This is a genomic window from Vibrio sp. TRT 2004, from assembly GCF_050113735.1.
Classification (GTDB): domain Bacteria; phylum Pseudomonadota; class Gammaproteobacteria; order Enterobacterales; family Vibrionaceae; genus Vibrio.
This window is the reverse complement of the sequence record NZ_JBNJOH010000009.1, coordinates 72,280-89,418: the sequence shown is the minus strand read 5'-3', so window position 1 is coordinate 89,418 and position 17,139 is coordinate 72,280. Positions and strand designations below refer to the sequence as shown.

Below are 17,139 nucleotides of genomic sequence, written 5' to 3'. Positions count from 1 at the left end.
CGAGCCCTGTAGAAATCGATGACTAACGTTTTAGCTTCGATATCACGTGCCATATCGCCACAACAACAAGACCACAAACCACACCAATCAAGCCGTTAAGCAATGAAGGAAACAGCGCTTTTGCCAATGACAGATTTGGGATGTCCATGATAATGGGTTCAATCCAGTGGTGAATGGCTGGAACGTTATGGACAACGATGCCACCGCCAACCAAAAACATTGCCGCAGTTCCTATCACCGCCAATGCTTTCATTAGCTTTGGTGCAAAAGTGATCAATCCGCGCCCCAATGCGGAACGAAGCCCTCGCCCTTGCGAGCAACGTTCTAGGTAAAAACCCAGATCATCGAGCTTTACAATTCCAGCCACTAGCCCGTAGACACCTATCGTCATAAGCACAGCGATTAAGCTCACAACCAATATTTGAGTTGTCGTTGACTGTCCCTGAACCGTACCCAGTGCAATGACAATAATCTCGGCTGATAAAATAAAGTCGGTACGGATTGCTCCAGCGATCTTGTTACGTTCATACTCTTCGATAGAAAGCGTCGTTTCAATGGTTTTATCTTCACTTTCATTCGGTTGATGGGTGAACTTCTCAATGATCTTTTCTGCGCCCTCGTAGCACAAAAACAAACCACCAATTAGCAGTAAAGGCATAATAAGCCAAGGGATGAAAGCGCTGATTAATAGCGCGGCTGGAACCAGTATCAGCTTGTTGCGAAACGAGCCTTTCGCCACACTCCAGACTACCGGAATTTCTCGCTCAGCCGCTACCCCTGACACTTGCTGGGCATTGAGCGCGAGGTCGTCTCCAAGCACGCCAGCCGTTTTTTTGGCAGCCACTTTAGACATCAAAGCAACGTCATCTAAAACCGTCGCAATGTCATCAAGTAACGTTAATAAACTTGCACCTGCCATTGTTTCTTCTCATATTAAATTAGGTTCAATGTAACTAAATGTAACACCGCAACGCTAAAGCTCAAACTCAATTGACGTCAGCACACAGTCAATCTTTTTATTTCAGCGATAGAACATTTGCCTGTACGGTTACAGCACTCTATCCTAGGTGCAATTTTCCAATAACAATAAAGGCAAGGTAATGCGCAGTACTTACACTTATCCAATCGGAACCCCTGGGCAAAAATGGGGCGAAGCGGAAAAAATCGCATGGCGTCAACAAACCACTATTAAACGCGAATATCAGCAACAAGTCGTCCCTAAGATTCTCGCTCTTAAAAACCAATTTGATGTCGAGCAATATGGTGCGCTCTCTTATGACCCTAAACGCTATCCGCTTTTTTGCATCAAAACTAAGAACTGGGACATATCGAAACCCGTCGTTTTGGTGACTGGTGGTGTACATGGCTACGAGACCAGTGGCGTGCACGGTGCACTCCAATTCGCCGCAGATGAAATGGCCACTTACAGTCAGCACTTCAATATTATCGTCGCCCCTTGTGTCAGCCCGTGGGGTTACGAAACCATCAATCGTTGGAATCCATTGGCTATCGACCCTAACCGTTCATTCTATGCCGATAGCCCAGCGGAAGAATCCGCCAATCTGATGGCGCTAGTCGCCGCTATCCAAGGCAAGATCCTAGTTCATATCGACCTGCATGAAACCACAGACAGCGATGAAGACGAGTTTCGCCCTGCTCTAGCAGCTCGCGATGGTATTGAATACATTGAAGGTATGATTCCCGACGGTTTCTACACGGTCGGCGACACAGAAAACCCTCAATCAGAGTTTCAAGCGGCGGTTATCGAATCCGTTGCGAAAGTCACGCATATCGCGCCCGCTGATGAGAAAGGAGAAATCATTGGTTCTGCTGTCGTTCAGCACGGGGTGATCAACTACCCTATGGTTAAGCTGGGGCTATGTGGCGGCGTGACAAACTGTGTTTATGGCACGACAACAGAAGTCTATCCAGACAGCCCGAAAGTCACCAATGAAGAGTGTAACGATGCACAAGTGGCCGCGATTCTCGGCGGATTGAATTACGTTCTTAGTCAAGGTACTAACGTCTAATCCATGAGTGAATCCTAGCAGAACCATGCTTTCTACTAGGAATAATTAAGCCGCACCTTAGACTCGCGTGCGGCTTTTATTTTCTACTCGCTTATTGACGGTCTTGGTCAAAGTCACCGTGGAAGTGGTCATGATCTGAAACACTATCCGCCGCTTTTAACTTCTCCCCCACACGCAGCTTGTTCTGAGGAACGAACACTGCGTCCATGGTACGCAGCGCTGGAACAACTTCAGGCTGTTGCTGTGGGAATACCGGCTGACTGAATGCATAGAAGGTCGTCACGTACGCCAACGACTGAGTGTTCACGTACAACGCTGTCTGACTGATGTTATTCAAATCATCACAGGCTTGGTGGTAGCATTTGTCGTAAGCCACATCAATCTGACCACCAAATTGATCGACTTCTTCTGCTGATTTCACATTTTCCGCACCTGTAAACAGGCCACCAAATGCCACTCCCCAATCTGCAAACCCTGCGTAATCTGAACGCTTAGAAAGTGCTTGTGGAACAGTAGCGTGTGATTTGCTGCTGAAGAAACGATTGAACGTAGACTCTATATCAGAGGTACCATACGGCGGTTTGAAATCGCCCGTGTAGGCATTGTCTGGGCTATCTTTGGTATCCGATAGGTCTCCGTCCATAACGCCAAAGATATAGTTTGGAGAACCGATCATATCAAAGTTCAAGTAGAGCTTAACCTTGTTCAACTCATAGTAACGCGCATCCACCAGATCGACTTGCTCCGGGGTTAGTGGACTAGCATCATCAAGACCTAGCTCAGCACGAATTTCTCGTTCAGCTTGATCACGAAGAGGGGCGAAAAGATCATTGGTGTAGTATTCCGAACCCACTAAACCGGCTTCTTCTGCGGCCCACCAAGCAAAGCGAACTTTGTTTTTCACTGGGGCATTCAGATTTGCCAGTGTGACGGCATATTCCAATAACCCAGCTGTACCGGAACCATTATCGTTGATGCCGGGACCTTCAGGAACAGAATCAAGGTGAGCGCCTAACATAACCACCTGATTCTCATCACCACCTTTTGTTTCGGCGATGATATTCTGCGTCAGAACAACGTCATCTTGTACGCTGAGTTGAAGGCTAACAGGCACGTCAGTCGTCTTGCTTAAGTCGTACCACTGTTTGCCTAATTCGTAGCGCGCGCCAAAAGCAGGTATCGTCGCTGTACTGTCGTTACCCAAGGTGCCATTCACCACGCTGGTGCGGCCTTCTCCATTGCCTTGGTTAAAGACAATCACGCCTTTTGCACCCGCATTTTGTGCATTGACTACCTTAGTACTAAAACTACACCCACCCCGTTGGATAATGGCAATTTTGTCTGCGACGTCTTTGCCTATAAAGTCCGCTGATTCACAACCATCAGTATCATCATAGTCTGGTGCATCAAATCGAAAATCAGGCGTCACAAAGGCTGCTTGTGCGGCTAAAGTACCGTTTGACTTACCCGAATAGGACATAACAGCAAAATCAGCATCAACGCCTTCTCCTGCCTCTCTGACACCAATCAAGCGAGTACCGTTAACACTTAGCTGTGTTCCAGCCAATTCCTCCCAAGCTCTAAAATCAAACTCTTGGATAGAAACTTGGTAGTTGTGCTCCTTCATCGTATCGACAATATAGTCTAGTGATTCTGCATAGCCCTGTGTTCCAGCCGCTCGTGTAACAGAACTTCCATCACTGGTTTTCGATGCACGACCTTCCAACTCGACTAAGTGTTCTACCACATCGTCTCGGTCGATTTTACTGCTGACGTATTTCGCTGCTTTTTCAGGATCATCCCAATAACACCCTGATAGAAGGGTGGTGCTGATAACCGTCGCGATCATTGTTTTTGTTGTTGTGATGCTTACTTGCATTTGTGACTCCTTATAGTAAACCGCATCACATAGTTACCGAATAACAAAGGTTACAAAAATGTTAACAAGCAATTAATTATCAAAATATGAAGCAGCTTCATATATAAAGTTTTTATTAGATTTATTAGTTACATATGTAATGAATTACAATCACACATTGAGAATCAATATCATCCACCACGTCGGAATAAGGCGCTAAATCAATCAGGATTTACTGAGCATCCCAGATAAATCTTTAGGATAAAGGAGCTCGCTTTAGTCCGATTAGTCTCCAATAGCGTTTAGTAATTATCATCTATTGATGAAATTTTTCTTAACTCCTCCCTTTCTTTAGCTGAGTGGCATTTAGAAATTCTGTGAATGTTATGACCACTTTACCTAGAAATGACTTATCTAAGTTATTTCTAGTTGGCACTGTTTTGCGCTAAGGATTGATGGGGATCAGTTATGACAGATATATCAAAGACCATTGAAGTCTGGTTGCTTCAAGGCAATCTATCTATCTTGGCGCTATTCCTCGGTATCGTCCTACTTTCGTACCTACTAGAAGATCTTGCGATCGTTACGGCGGCAAGCTTGGCAGTCGAGCAAGCACTGCCAACGTCGATTGCCCTACTCGCTGTCTTTGCCGGCATCAGTTCAGGTGATCTTGGGCTGTATATGATCGGCAAAATGGCACAAAGAGTTCGTTTTCTTCGCTATCGTTTGTTCCGTTATCAGCGGACGAGAAGTCTGCGACACATATTGCATCGACGAGCGTTCATGACGCTATTTTTGGTGCGATTCATTCCGGGATTACGAACTGTCGGATTCACATTAAGTGGATTTCTTGGTGTAGCCAAAACCACATTCTTGTTCGCCGTACTCACAGCAACCGCTTTATGGACGGTGCTTATTTTCGGTTCTTTCTTCCAACTTGGTAACGCGCAGTGGTTTCAACAACACCAGTCAGGTTGGGTGCTCATTCCACTGGGAGGCTTGCTGATGGTGCTTGTAAACAAACTTCTAACCAAAACGCTATTAAGGGATACCTATGATAGAGCTCGCTAACCTTGACGTCATTCCACAGGGAATGGTCAACGCGGGAATGCCCGTTTTAGAGCAACCAAAGCGAGTTATCTCGCCTTTTGAATTCCTACCCGCATGGTTTTTCTACACTCCCGTTGTGCTCCAAAGTGCCGTGTTAAGTATGGCACACCGAGATTGGGCACTGCCGCTTATTGCTAACCCTGCGATTAAGTTGAGTGGCATGGTGGGAGAATCCAAACACGATATATTCACCTCGGCAGGCGAGACAGCGAATCAATGGATTTTGCCCTTTATTACCTTGGTCAAATCCTCAAACCACACTGATGACCTACTAAATGAGTCGTTACAGCAACTCGACGCGGCGAACCTGAGCTATCCACTGGTGGCTAAACCTGATCTGGGTTGCCGTGGTGTCGGTGTCAAGCTGATTCATTCCAATCAACAACTGAGAGACTACATCGAAAGCTTTCCTCTCTCCGGACGCTTTCTACTTCAGAAGAAGTCACCGTACAGCGCAGAAGCTGGCGTTTTCTACGTCAGACAGCCCGGTGAAACCAAAGGCAGGATCATCTCGATTACGTTGAAATATTCACCGTATGTGGTTGGAGATGGTCAATCGACCCTACAACAATTGATTGATAAGTGTCCGAGAGCGGGCAAGTTACAGCATCTCTACCTACCACGCCACAGTGAGCACCTCGACCTCGTCATTCCAGCTAACAACCAATTCCAATTGGCGTTTGCGGGTAGCCATTCTCGTGGCGCTATTTTTCGTGATGGTAATCAGTTCATTACGCCGGCACTTGAGCAGCAGCTAGATACGATTCTCACTGAGTTTGAGGGTTTCAATTACGGCCGTCTCGATATCAAGTTCAGAGATATTCACGCATTAATGAATGGGGAATGTTTCGACATCTTAGAGATCAATGGTGCCAGTAGCGAAGCTGCGCATATTTGGGATAGCGATACCCGCCTAAAAGATATTTTTTCGACGCTATTAACTCAATATCGTCTGCTCTATCAAATTGGGGCTAAGCAAAAAAAGCAGGGACACAAAACACCAAGCTTGGGCGCATTACTTCAAGCTTGGCGAGAAGAAAAGCGGCTAACACAGCGCTACCCAATGACGGATTAACTGAATCGCTAGTTTAGGAGCAAACGATGAAAAATCTAACGACAAGCTCAGAGAATGACGCACAGATACACCCTTCCCTCGCGGTAATGGGATGCATCGAAACGTTAAATCAAGGCTATGAATTTCTCGAAACCCTCAGCGACGATGACTATCTTTTTATTGCTCATCCGCATGTAAGCAGTTCTATCGGTGAACACTTTCGCCATTGGCTCGATTTATTCCAGGCGATCAAACTTGAACCGACATCCATTGACTACAATGTTCGTCGACGAGGCCATACGGTTGAGCGCAGCATAGAGATGGCTAAGCAGGAGATTAGTGAGTTAATTGAATGGCTGTTTGGATTGCCATCTAGTGAGCTCAATCAGGCAGTTAACGTTGAAACAGAGGTTATGCTTTCACGAACAAGCGTTGAGGAGGTTTCGTCTACGCTGGTGCGCGAGCTTACCTTTGCAGCTTTGCATGCAACCCATCACTTTGCCATGGCGAAAGTCGTCGCCTCACTGCGCGGTGTGCAATCCGATGATCATTTTGGTGTCGCACCAACCACTGCCACCTATCAGAGGGCACAATAACTATGTGCACACTATCTTGGGTTTACCACGGCAATACGCACTATGAGGTTTGTTTCAACCGCGATGAACAACGAACTCGCCTACCAGCAATCGAACCACAAAGTGTATTGATTGATGACGTTCGCTGCTTAATGCCCATTGACCCTGTCGGTGGTGGCAGTTGGATCTCAACCAATGAGCATGGTTTAACCGTCTGCCTGCTCAATTTTTACCAAGGAAAGGTGCCAAACGGCAATTTGACCAGCCGCGGCTTGGTCATCAAGCAACTTGCAAGTTGCTGTTCTAGTCAGTCGGTTGATCACCGTCTTCTATCCATGAGACTAGGCTCCTTTGCCCCGTTTACTTTGGTCTCTTTTGACACTCATCGTACTGCGAATGAAACGGTGCTTTGGACATGGGATGGAGAAAGATTAACCCGTTCGCACGCGGTTGCTCCGATCGTTTCCGCGGCAGTGAACTTTACCCAAGCACGTGACTACCGCCGAAGATTGTTTGAGCGTTTAGTTACCCGATTACCTATTGAGCAAGTGGGTCGAGAATTTCATCTAACCCACGACACCACCAGCCCTCATCTTTCACCATTAATGGCAAGAAATGATGCCAGAACGGTAAGTTTTACTTCCGTTGTCGTGTCTTCTACCAAGCAAGAAATGCATTACCAATCTATCGACAACCTTCACAACGTGGACTTTAACACCCGTGTTACTTGCCTCAAGCATGACACTGTCGAACAAGGAGTTTTTAAATGAAAAAGTTATTTGGTCTAGTTATTCTTTTACTAAGTTTTGCTTCATTCGCCGCAGATGAGGTATCTACAGGCATCTTTAGCAACAAGGCAGTCAGTGGCTACGACACCGTGGCTTATTTTACTCAAGGTAAGCCCATTAAAGGGGACAGCAAATGGCAAACCCAATATAAAGGTGCAGATTGGTACTTCTCTTCACAAGCCAACCTAGACACTTTTATTGCCGATCCAGAAGCTTACGCTCCTCAATATGGCGGGTACTGCGCTTGGGCGGTATCAGCAAAAAATGACTTCGCACCCTCTGACCCAAATCAGTGGTCAATCATCAATGGTAAGCTCTACCTTAACTACAACGCCGAAGTTAAAGCCTTATGGGATGCCGATCGCGCTGGTCACATCTCAACGGCTGACCAAAACTGGCCAACCCTCATTAAACAGTAAGGCGGATTACTATGACGTTTCCCCCTTTGAGACATATGTCAGCAAACTTTATCGCTTTGGCTGAACTGATTACCACCTTGCTCCTGCTACGCGATCTACAAGACCAAGGTAGCGTTACTCACCGCCTTGTTACCCAAGGAGCTAAGTATGATTGATAGTCCATTCCGATTACCACGTAAAACACCATTTGGCATTGGCGAATCAGTCATCGAATGGGCAATAGGCCTTTCTAAACTTGATTCACTCTATCGGCAAGAAGCGCTGCCAGAGGACAGTTTTGAATTTATGAATGAAGCCTTAGCTCGTATAGGGACTCAATATCAGGTGGATCACGGCCGCCTTGAAAATATTCCCAGTCAAGGCCCGGTATTGATTGTCGCCAACCATCCATTTGGTGGTATTGAAGGCATCATCCTCGCATCTTTGGTTTCAAGAGTGCGCAAAGATGTCAAAGTCCTTGCTAATGAGTTACTTAAACGGATTCCTGAGCTTAATGATTTGTTCATTGGCGTCGATGTATTTGGTGGTGAACAAGCCAAACGAACTAACCGACGAGCAATCCAAGAAGCAAATCAACACCTTTCACAAGGAGGCGTGTTGATACTTTTTCCTGCCGGAGAAGTCTCTTCATGGCAAGCGAATGAGAATAAGATTACCGACAAAACTTGGAGCAAGTCAGTCGCCAAATTTGTCAAACATGCACAAGCGACAACCGTTCCATTGTTCATCCTAGGTATGAATAGCAAGTTGTTTTATCAGGCTGGGCGAATTCACCCACTATTAAGAACTGCCATGCTGGGAAGAGAACTCCTGAATAAATCCGGTAAAACGGTTTCAGTTTCGGTCGGCAATCCTATCCCATACACAGAGATCAAAGACTTCGCTAACGATGAAGAGATTGCCCAGTACTTTCGTTTAAATACCTATCTAATGGGTAGCGTGACCCACAAGCGACCTCTTACTCCCTCAGATGCCCCTCTCGAGCCAATTATCGCGCCTGTGCCGGTAGAACAATTACACCACGAGCTGTTAGCCCTCGAACAGTACAAGCTACTGGAACAAGGAGACTTCGATGTCTATTGTGCTCCAACCTCAACCATTCCGAGAATGATGCAAGAGATTGGACGAGTACGAGAAGAAAGCTTTCGAGATGTGGGAGAAGGGAGCGGTAAAAGTTGTGATCTAGACCATTATGACACCCAATACTATCAATTGTTCGTTTGGAACAGAGTCAAGCGAGATCTTGTTGGCGCCTATCGTTTAGGATTAGTCGATGAGTTGATTCAACAAGGAGGAATTGACGCCCTCTACTCTTCTAGCTTATTTAAATACGATCAAGCATTTATAAGCAGCCTCGGGCAATCAATTGAACTGGGCCGTTCAGTCGTCGCTAAACAATATCAGCGTAATATGCACTCCTTGCTACTCCTGTGGAAAGGGATTGCGGCGTTTGTTTACCGCCACCCTCAGTATACGCATCTATTTGGTCCGGTCAGCATCAGCAATGACTACAGTCCCGTCGCGAGGCAGCTTATTGCATCCGTGATGACCGTTCACTACTACGACAATGACAAAGCTAAATTGGTCGCTCCAACAAGCCCTCTAGAAAAAAGTGGGCAAGAATTCTGGCGTCCTGACATGCTAAGTTCACTGTCTAAGCTCCCTATTCTGTCAAAAGTTCTTAATCGACTAGAACAAGGGATGGGGCTCCCCGTATTGCTAAGACAATATTTGGGCTTGAATGGTAAGTTGGTCTGTTTTAACGTTGACCCAGCCTTTAACTACGCCCTTGATGGACTCATCGTGGTTGATCTAGCGTCTGTCCCGATAAAAACTCTAGGCAAGTACATGGGTAAAGAGCAAGCAATCCAATACTTGAACAAACATTTATCAAGAAAATGAAGCTCCTCTACTGAGGAGCTGAATAAGGTTTTGGTTTGACTTGGGTGAGGTTCAAAATGACGGTTGCGAGGAGGATCGCTACCGAAATAGAGATAAGTCGTATCACTTCAGCACTGATAGGTTGCTCGCCTTGGTAAGTGAGTAGCTGGTTTAGCAACACAATAAAGTTAGTAAACAAGAGTTGATAGATGCTGAGTCGGCACTCACGTCTGATCGCAAAACACGCCAGTTGCAACCCCATAAAACAGGTCACACCAATCAAGGCCCATTGTGGCATTGCTAAGTAGTTTTGCGCTGCCATTATTGGCAATGTGGCTAAAATTCCGGCTAGGGTCGCGACCAAACGATTGTTACGAAAAATACGCTGATCTCGTGATACCGGTATTTTAATCATGCTACCCAAAGTAATTGCGATCAGTAAAGTTTGCGAGCTTGCTGTTCCCACAAGGACATACATCGCTAGAATAAGCGTTGTCGCCTTAAATGCAATTAAGCCTAGATGTGTTTCTGCCCCATCCATGTCTTGTTCATCTGGCAAAATATCTTTCTGATCGCCAGGGAAAAGTAAAAAACTAGCGTAAGTCACGATAATAGCCGTGAGGAACGTTTCTAGCATCAACCAGGGTAGATTTGAGACCGAAATATCAAACTGTAAATTGACGATAAAAGTAATGATCACGAACAGAAGCAAGAATGTCGCAAGCATATCTTTTGGGTCATTGTGACTTCGGTAAAAACTCCAAAATAACATCAACCAGCAAAACAAGCCGAATCCAGTGGGTGAATCAAACAATACCTGCCCTAACACCACCACTCCCAAGCTGACTACCAAAACAACCGCCAATAGTTTCAGTAACATATCAAGTGGTGGCTTGGATGGCATTATGGTGAGAAAAATCACCACAAACATCGGCGCAAGCACTGGCAAAAACTGACCTTGGTAAATCAGGTAATAAAGCAGCAGAGTGGGTGCAAGCACCAATCTTAATACTGGGTTTGCTGAACTACGAAACATAAGTCCAAATACTCAAAATTCGCATCCAGATACCCGCTAAAAATTCTCCAAAACCACTTTGTTCTGTATAAAACGCGACGGTTGCTTGGGAGCCATAACGGATGTTGGTTAACTGTTCAAGATCATCAAATACGACATTGATAGGATAACGTTGAGGTGCGATATTGCCTTGACTCGAATTCAGAAAACCAGTCGCAGGATCGATATTATTTGTACCTCCCGTCCCCCATCCAATACTCTCTACCTTACCGTTTAGGACTCTTCCTGGCAGTGCATCAAGCACTATCTTTACTGTTTGACCTTGCTTGATAAACTCCATCGAGTTTTCACGCACCTGCGCGGAGATCCATACGCTGCGAGGATCTAAAAAAGTTAAAACCGGTGAACCCGCCACCACATTTTGCCCAACAGTGAGCTGCATGTTGGTCACCACGCCGTGTGATGGCGCTAAAACTTGAGCCTTTCTTAGATCTAATTCAGCTTTCTCAAGACCCGCCATCGCGGCAAGGATTTGAGGGTTGTTCTCACCCGTTGGCCCCAGATTTTGCTTTGCTTGAACTAAAGAGGCTTGCGCCGCTTCGAGTCCTGCTTGAGCTCGCTCTTTTGCCTCAATCGCGTTGTCTAGATCTGACTGGCTTAACACACCACGTGCCGCTAGACTTTCAGTTCGAGTCGCTTGCTCACGAGCATTATCTCGTGCTGCGAGTGCATCAACCACTTTTGCTTGAGCCACTTCAACGGCAGCAGTATTCGCTCCAATATTCTGGCCTGCAATCGCCAAATTTGCTTGAGCAGAAGCAAGCGCTATTTGATAATTGCGCGGGTCAATCTTAAACAACTCTTGACCTTGCTCTACGATTTGGTTGTCCTCAACACCGACCTCAACAATATTACCAGAGACCTCTGGTGCAATACGCACCAAGTAAGTATGAACTTTAGAGTCTGTGGTAATAGGCGTTACTCTATCCGCCCACAAACTGTAGAGCCAAATAGCCAATACCACTGAGATGATATAAATACTGAGTTTACGAGACGATTTTTCCGCTGCTGACATACGCTTCTCTAGTCATTAATTTAGAACAAAATATCATCGACAATGAATTCACTCGATGTACTTTCGATAGGATTTATTTTGCAAAATAAATTACTTACAAGCCACCACCAATATTGAAATATAGCGCAGTTTTTTCTTCTCTTTAAATGAGGCTAAAGTAAGCGGCTTTTGTACTGTTCTGGTGTTAGGCCGGCGTATTTCTTGAACATAGCAATAAATGGGCTGGCTTGGTTGTAACCGAGCGTTAAAGCGACCTCTTTAACTGAGTGTCCTTTGCGTAGCAACTCCATTGAGTATAAGTAGCGCACTCTTAGTCTCCACTCGGTAAAGCTCATTCCAAGCTCTGCCTGACAATGCCTAGCGAGCGTCCGTTCCGTGGTGTGCACTCGCTCCGCCCAGAGGGAGAGACTGGTGTTGTCAACGGGGTTTTCTTCCACCGCGGCCAGTATTTTAGCGAGATATTTATTATCGGTTGAAGGTAAGAAGTGGTGTTGAGTATCGCGAGTCGCCAACTGGTCGAGCAACACCTGCACCAAACGTTTGTCAGAGTCAGTTTTCGCGACATTTATATCCCGCTGCCGAAAGTCTTCCACGATGGCAGAGACGATAGGCGTCACTTTTATCAAGCTGGTGCATTCGGGGAAGTTCTTAGTAAACGCCTGAGCAATATTGAGCGAACAGTATGAGAGAGGTTTACGGTTATAGCTGGTGTGCCTTACGCCCGCTGGAACCCAGATTGCCAAATGTGGCGGAGCAAGGAAACGGGTACCTTCCGCCTCCATTTCCAAGATTCCACCACTGATTAACTGCACTTGTCCCCATGGATGGCTGTGCATTCGCGTTTCCGTATTAGACAGAAATGCCTCGAAATTCATAAACACATCTGATGGTGCCTTATCAATTGATAACGAGGGGTGAAGGTGTTTTGCTGATTTTCTCAAACCTGTCTTCCTATGACTCATAATGTCTTTTTAAAGATATATATATTTATATCGACCTGTCAAACTGTTCACGGTCTAATTCATTTCTTGGTGCTGGCATGGTTTACCTACTCCCTCTTTTTACGGTTTTTATTTGGGGCGGAAATGCGATCGTAAATAAGATGGCCGCAAGTACCATTGAACCGAGTGCAATGAGTTTTTATCGCTGGCTAGTGGCGATCGTTCTTCTCACTCCTTTCTGTCTGCCTAACGTCATCAAGCACTGGCAAACTATTCGTCCTTATTTAGCGAAACTGGCTTTTCTGGCGATGCTTGGTATGGTGCTCAATCAGTCTCTATCCTACTACGCGGGTCTAACAACAACTGCGTCTAATATGGCATTGATTACCTCTCTTGTGCCTCTGCTAGCCATATTTCTTAGTGTGCCGCTCTTGGCCAAGCCTATCTCGCCACTCAGTATCGTAGGAGGCGTGTTGGCTTTGGCCGGGCTAATGTTTATGCTCGGTAAAGGCGATATTAGTTTTTTCCTCCATCAAGACATCACGCCGGGTGATGGAATTATGGTTTTGGCGTCAATATGTTATGCCGCATACTGCGTCCTGCTCAAACGTTGGAAAATGCCTCTGTCAAACTGGACGATGGTTTACATGCAGGGCACTCTCGCGTTACTCATGCTTACACCACTCTGGCTTTCCAGTGAACAATTACTCCCTTCTCAGCAAGCTATTCCTTTAATCGCCTATGCGGGCCTCGCGGCTTCTGTCGCCGCGCCTTGGATGTGGGTCAAAGCAATTGACTTAATTGGTGCAGATTCCAGTGCAATGTTTATGAATCTGATGCCCGTGGTTTCCATTACGTTAGCGGCTTCATTGTTAGGCGAAACGGTTCGTGATTACCATGTAATTGGTGGTCTCCTAACCGTGTCTGGGGTACTGCTATCTCAGTTGAAACTGCGAAGTCGCGTTTCAAAAATTGTCCAAAACATTTAGCAAATCTAGGTACTGATACAAAAATAGGTATAAGGTTATTAAAGAGGTTCTGTTAAGCCCAAGGTATAGGGGGCAACTTGCCCTTTGCCTTTAGCTCTTTGAGTTATTGACGATTGACTCAGCCTCACGGCAGTTAGGAGGTCAAATGATCAAGCTAAAGCACATAGACGATATCGATAACCCAGCCAAATTCGCCCTTCATGAAATGGTGCTCAATGAAATTGGGTCTTACGTTTTTATCAAGAATCGCAAGGGAGAGTATCTGTATGCCAATCAACTAACCCTAGATCTTTTTGACACCTCGCTTGAGAATCTAAAAAACAAAACCGATGCGGATTTCTTCCACCCCGATTTGTTAACCGATATATTGCGCAGCGACAACATGGTGTTTGAACATGCTCAAACCGTGATCAATGAAGAACGCGCTCAATCCATTCCCGATGGTAAAGTCAAAATCTATCGCGCCATCAAAAAGCCTATTTTTAGTAGCAAAACGCAAGAAGTCATTGGTCTTATCGGTGTCTCAACAGATATCACGGATCTGGTTAACATGCGCGAACAGTTGATCGAACAAGCCAACACTGACGAGCTCACTAAACTGTGTAATCGACGCAAGCTGTGGGAGTTTTTAGCCGACTCCTATCAAGCAGCCAAGCTGCATCAATTCCCACTGAGTTGCATCATTATCGATATCGACCATTTTAAACAAGTAAACGATGAATATGGACATGATTTCGGTGACAACGTGATGATAGATTTGGCAGATATAATCCGTCATAACCTAAGAAAATCAGACTGCTGTGGTCGAATAGGTGGCGAAGAGTTTCTCATTGTTCTCAATCACACCGCGACCGAAGAGGCCTATCAGATAGCAGAACGGCTTCGTATCCAATTTCTTCAGTCGTCACTCAACAACAAAAACATCCCCTTTTCACTCAGTTGTGGGGTTACACAGCTTAAAGATATGGATAGTGAGTTTCTCGATCTCTACCGCCGAGCCGACAATGCACTGTATAAAGCCAAGCATCAAGGCCGTAATCAAAGTGTCCTAGAATGAAAAAAGCAGCCCTATTCTCGGCTGCTTTTTATCTATGACTTGAACGAACGCTTAGCTTACCACTTCAACATCTGTTTGCGGTACGCTACAACATGCAAGCACTACCCCCATATTTCGCTCATGTTCTTGCAACGCGGGCACGTCGGGTTGATGAACAACTCCTGATTCCACCGTGACCTTACATGCACCACACAGACCAGCACGACAACTATTCGCGATTGACGCTCCCGCATCTTCCGCTTGTTCAAGCAGTGTTTTCTGATTATCCCCTTTGAAAACGTGCCCATTAACACTTAGCATCAGTTCTTTAACTGGCTGCTGAGAAATCTGGCTCACCCCGAACGCTTCTTGGTGATAGTTTTCTTCCGGTAGCCCTTTTTTAATCAGCAAGTTTCTTGCTTTTTGCATAAAGCCATCAGGGCCACAAACGAATACTTGGCGGGACTTTGCATCCTTGATCTGTTTGAGGTGAGCTAGGGTTAAACGTCCCTTTAAGCCGAACCAATCGATAGGTGCCTGAGAAAGAGAGATGAGCACCGTTAAACCAGGATGTTGACGACGTAAATCATCCAACTCCGACTGACATGGAATGTCCTCTACACTGCGGCATTGGTGATAAAACACCACATCATCCAACTGATTATGATCTGCCAAATAGCGCAACATAGATAGCATAGGTGTGACACCACTTCCCGCTGATAGCAGCAATAACGGCTGGTTGGACTTATCACCCAAATGGAAACTGCCATCTGGTCTTTCGCAAGTTAGCGAGTCACCAAGCGCAAAGTTGTCAACCAGCCAGTTAGAGACACGCCCACCATCAATACGCTTAACAGAGATTGCCAGACGCCCAGGTCTTGAAGGGCTAGATGATAAGGTGTAGCGACGCGCGATGGTCTCCGCACCAATTCTCAATGTAATCGGCAGATGTTGCCCTGGCTGATAAACGGGGAACTCTCCATGCTGTGGTTCCAACCAGAAAGTGATAAAATCTCTAGCGATCTCTTCTCGTTCAACGCATGTCATCACTAAAGTTTTCGGACTGTTGTCGGGATAGAACTCTTTATCTTTGTATTCAAGCACTTCAACTTTATCACCCTGATGAATCACACCTTCATTAAGAGCGACGAGGTTCTGGCCGAAAAATACCCCGCCACGCTCATTTGCACGAAACTGTGACAAGGTATTCAGTGGTTCTTTACTTGCTCTAAACTCACCTTTGTCAACATCAACCGTGGTCAGGATACAACGCTCACACGGCTTCACAGCTTCAAACTCGACTTCACCAATACGTATACGTTTCCATCCATCTTCAGCAAAAGGCTCGGTACCTGAAACCACTAAGTTAGTACGAAACTGATCCATAGAGTGAGTTTCAGGACTACGTCGGTTGAGCTCGGATAGCGATGCTTCGCTGATCACCAACAAAGGGTATCCATCTGCAAAACTCACGTTATGGCCGAATTTTTCACGCACACGATTCGACTGTTCACCGCAATAAAGCAGTTCCACACGCTGACCAAGAACATCACTAAACCAATCATCGGCAGCATCTGTGGTGGTGTAAGCGACGAAGTTATCACTCCACACCTGTGCTGGCGCTTGTTGCATTTTAAATTCTGAATAGCGAATTCGTAGGTTTGAATATCCCTTCGCAGTAAAGATAACGCCATCTGGCGAGAGATTCGCTTGGACTCTAACCATCTGTGGGTACTTGCGTGCAGTGACCATCGAACCATCCGCCAAGGCAAGCATAAAGCGGCGATCGAACATCAAACCTTGTTTTTCAACCCAAGAAGTTGAGAGTGACAAACCGCCAACGGATTTGACCGGATAGACATTGATTTGTGAAAGAATAGGTGCTGACATTGCTTATCCTAAGCAGTAATTATTGTTGCGGTATTATACCTAATTCCGTTTGATTTAATTGAGTTTATTTTACAAATAACCAACAAGCACTGAGCGTCTCAAAAATGAAATCCGCGCCTAAAACACGTAAGAATACTCTGAATATTATCGTCTGCTAGGCTAATAGAATAGACATCCTGTCGCGGAACGAGATAATGCCGAACAGGTACAACCGATGTATTCAATTTATTGGAGTTAAGCAGACTTATGAACAAACTAGTGATGATCCTACTGTGTATTTTTCTACCACCTTTGGCCGTCTTTCTCGATAAAGGTTTGAATAAAGACTTCTTCATCAACCTGATTCTGACGTTTTTCTTTTTCATTCCAGGTTCGATTCACGCACTATGGTTAACGGTCCGCTAACCACAACCGTTGAGGCGAGTAATTACCCAACCAATAGCTTCCACCAAAAAAGAAGATGAAATAGAAAGCGCTT

At 45.6% G+C, this 17,139-nt stretch carries 17 protein-coding genes; 11 read left to right on the top strand and 6 right to left on the bottom strand.

What is annotated here, in order from left to right; all coding sequences use genetic code 11:
- Window positions 1–22 precede the first annotated feature (22 nt).
- A complete protein-coding gene (locus ACQEXR_RS06050) occupies window positions 23–919 on the bottom strand; it encodes a DUF808 domain-containing protein (protein ID WP_138973233.1) in 897 nt (298 codons plus the stop codon).
- Window positions 920–1,100: 181 nt separating this feature from the next.
- On the opposite strand from ACQEXR_RS06050, the gene ACQEXR_RS06045 reads away from it, so the two are divergent.
- A complete protein-coding gene (locus tag ACQEXR_RS06045) occupies window positions 1,101–2,030 on the top strand; it encodes a M14 family metallopeptidase (protein ID WP_426952610.1) in 930 nt (309 codons plus the stop codon).
- A 91-nt stretch (window positions 2,031–2,121) separates the two neighbouring features.
- Here ACQEXR_RS06045 and ACQEXR_RS06040 read toward each other — a convergent pair whose 3' ends face one another.
- Window positions 2,122–3,909, bottom strand: a complete 1,788-nt coding sequence (locus ACQEXR_RS06040; RefSeq protein WP_427019949.1) for a M28 family metallopeptidase — start codon at window positions 3,907–3,909, stop codon at window positions 2,122–2,124.
- A 447-nt stretch (window positions 3,910–4,356) separates the two neighbouring features.
- Here ACQEXR_RS06040 and ACQEXR_RS06035 point away from each other — a divergent pair, with 447 nt between their 5' ends.
- Genes ACQEXR_RS06035 through ACQEXR_RS06005 form a run of 7 tightly spaced genes read left to right on the top strand, consistent with a single transcriptional unit; the run spans window position 4,357 to window position 9,736 of the window.
- On the top strand, window positions 4,357–4,959 hold the full coding sequence (locus tag ACQEXR_RS06035; protein ID WP_427019948.1) for a DedA family protein: 603 nt from the start codon (window positions 4,357–4,359) through the stop codon (window positions 4,957–4,959).
- Window positions 4,943–6,073, top strand: coding sequence for a D-alanine--D-alanine ligase (locus tag ACQEXR_RS06030; protein ID WP_427019947.1), 1,131 nt, complete (start codon window positions 4,943–4,945; stop codon window positions 6,071–6,073). The genes ACQEXR_RS06035 and ACQEXR_RS06030 overlap by 17 nt, the downstream gene beginning before the upstream one ends.
- Window positions 6,074–6,099: 26 nt before the next feature.
- Entirely contained in the window at window positions 6,100–6,648 is a 549-nt protein-coding gene (locus ACQEXR_RS06025) for a hypothetical protein (protein WP_331418210.1), read from the top strand.
- Window positions 6,649–6,650: 2 nt separating this feature from the next.
- Entirely contained in the window at window positions 6,651–7,397 is a 747-nt protein-coding gene (locus tag ACQEXR_RS06020) for an NRDE family protein (RefSeq protein ID WP_427019946.1), read from the top strand.
- A complete protein-coding gene (locus ACQEXR_RS06015) occupies window positions 7,394–7,834 on the top strand; it encodes a YHS domain-containing (seleno)protein (RefSeq protein ID WP_138973228.1) in 441 nt (146 codons plus the stop codon). The genes ACQEXR_RS06020 and ACQEXR_RS06015 overlap by 4 nt, the downstream gene beginning before the upstream one ends.
- Before the next feature lie 11 nt (window positions 7,835–7,845).
- Entirely contained in the window at window positions 7,846–7,989 is a 144-nt protein-coding gene (locus tag ACQEXR_RS06010; protein ID WP_427019945.1) for a hypothetical protein, read from the top strand.
- Complete coding sequence (locus ACQEXR_RS06005) at window positions 7,982–9,736, top strand: lysophospholipid acyltransferase family protein (protein ID WP_427019944.1); 1,755 nt, start codon at window positions 7,982–7,984, stop codon at window positions 9,734–9,736. Before ACQEXR_RS06010 ends, ACQEXR_RS06005 begins: the two co-directional genes overlap by 8 nt.
- A 7-nt stretch (window positions 9,737–9,743) precedes the next feature.
- Here ACQEXR_RS06005 and ACQEXR_RS06000 read toward each other — a convergent pair whose 3' ends face one another.
- The 3 genes from ACQEXR_RS06000 to ACQEXR_RS05990 form a co-directional block, all read right to left on the bottom strand.
- Complete coding sequence (locus ACQEXR_RS06000) at window positions 9,744–10,751, bottom strand: DUF2955 domain-containing protein (RefSeq protein WP_427019943.1); 1,008 nt, start codon at window positions 10,749–10,751, stop codon at window positions 9,744–9,746.
- Complete coding sequence (locus ACQEXR_RS05995; protein WP_426952597.1) at window positions 10,741–11,805, bottom strand: HlyD family secretion protein; 1,065 nt, start codon at window positions 11,803–11,805, stop codon at window positions 10,741–10,743. The genes ACQEXR_RS06000 and ACQEXR_RS05995 overlap by 11 nt, the downstream gene beginning before the upstream one ends.
- A gap of 152 nt (window positions 11,806–11,957) precedes the next feature.
- A complete protein-coding gene (locus ACQEXR_RS05990) occupies window positions 11,958–12,746 on the bottom strand; it encodes a helix-turn-helix transcriptional regulator (protein ID WP_331418205.1) in 789 nt (262 codons plus the stop codon).
- Between the two features lie 98 nt (window positions 12,747–12,844).
- Between ACQEXR_RS05990 and ACQEXR_RS05985 the strand changes: the two genes are divergently transcribed.
- A complete protein-coding gene (locus tag ACQEXR_RS05985) occupies window positions 12,845–13,735 on the top strand; it encodes a DMT family transporter (RefSeq protein WP_331428052.1) in 891 nt (296 codons plus the stop codon).
- Between the two features lie 145 nt (window positions 13,736–13,880).
- Entirely contained in the window at window positions 13,881–14,792 is a 912-nt protein-coding gene (locus ACQEXR_RS05980) for a diguanylate cyclase (protein ID WP_427019942.1), read from the top strand.
- A gap of 51 nt (window positions 14,793–14,843) precedes the next feature.
- Here ACQEXR_RS05980 and ACQEXR_RS05975 read toward each other — a convergent pair whose 3' ends face one another.
- Window positions 14,844–16,661 (bottom strand): MOSC N-terminal beta barrel domain-containing protein, encoded by a 1,818-nt coding sequence (locus ACQEXR_RS05975; RefSeq protein WP_426952592.1) that lies wholly within the window; start codon window positions 16,659–16,661, stop codon window positions 14,844–14,846.
- A gap of 246 nt (window positions 16,662–16,907) precedes the next feature.
- On the opposite strand from ACQEXR_RS05975, the gene ACQEXR_RS05970 reads away from it, so the two are divergent.
- Entirely contained in the window at window positions 16,908–17,066 is a 159-nt protein-coding gene (locus ACQEXR_RS05970; RefSeq protein ID WP_331428048.1) for a YqaE/Pmp3 family membrane protein, read from the top strand.
- Window positions 17,067–17,139 lie beyond the last annotated feature (73 nt).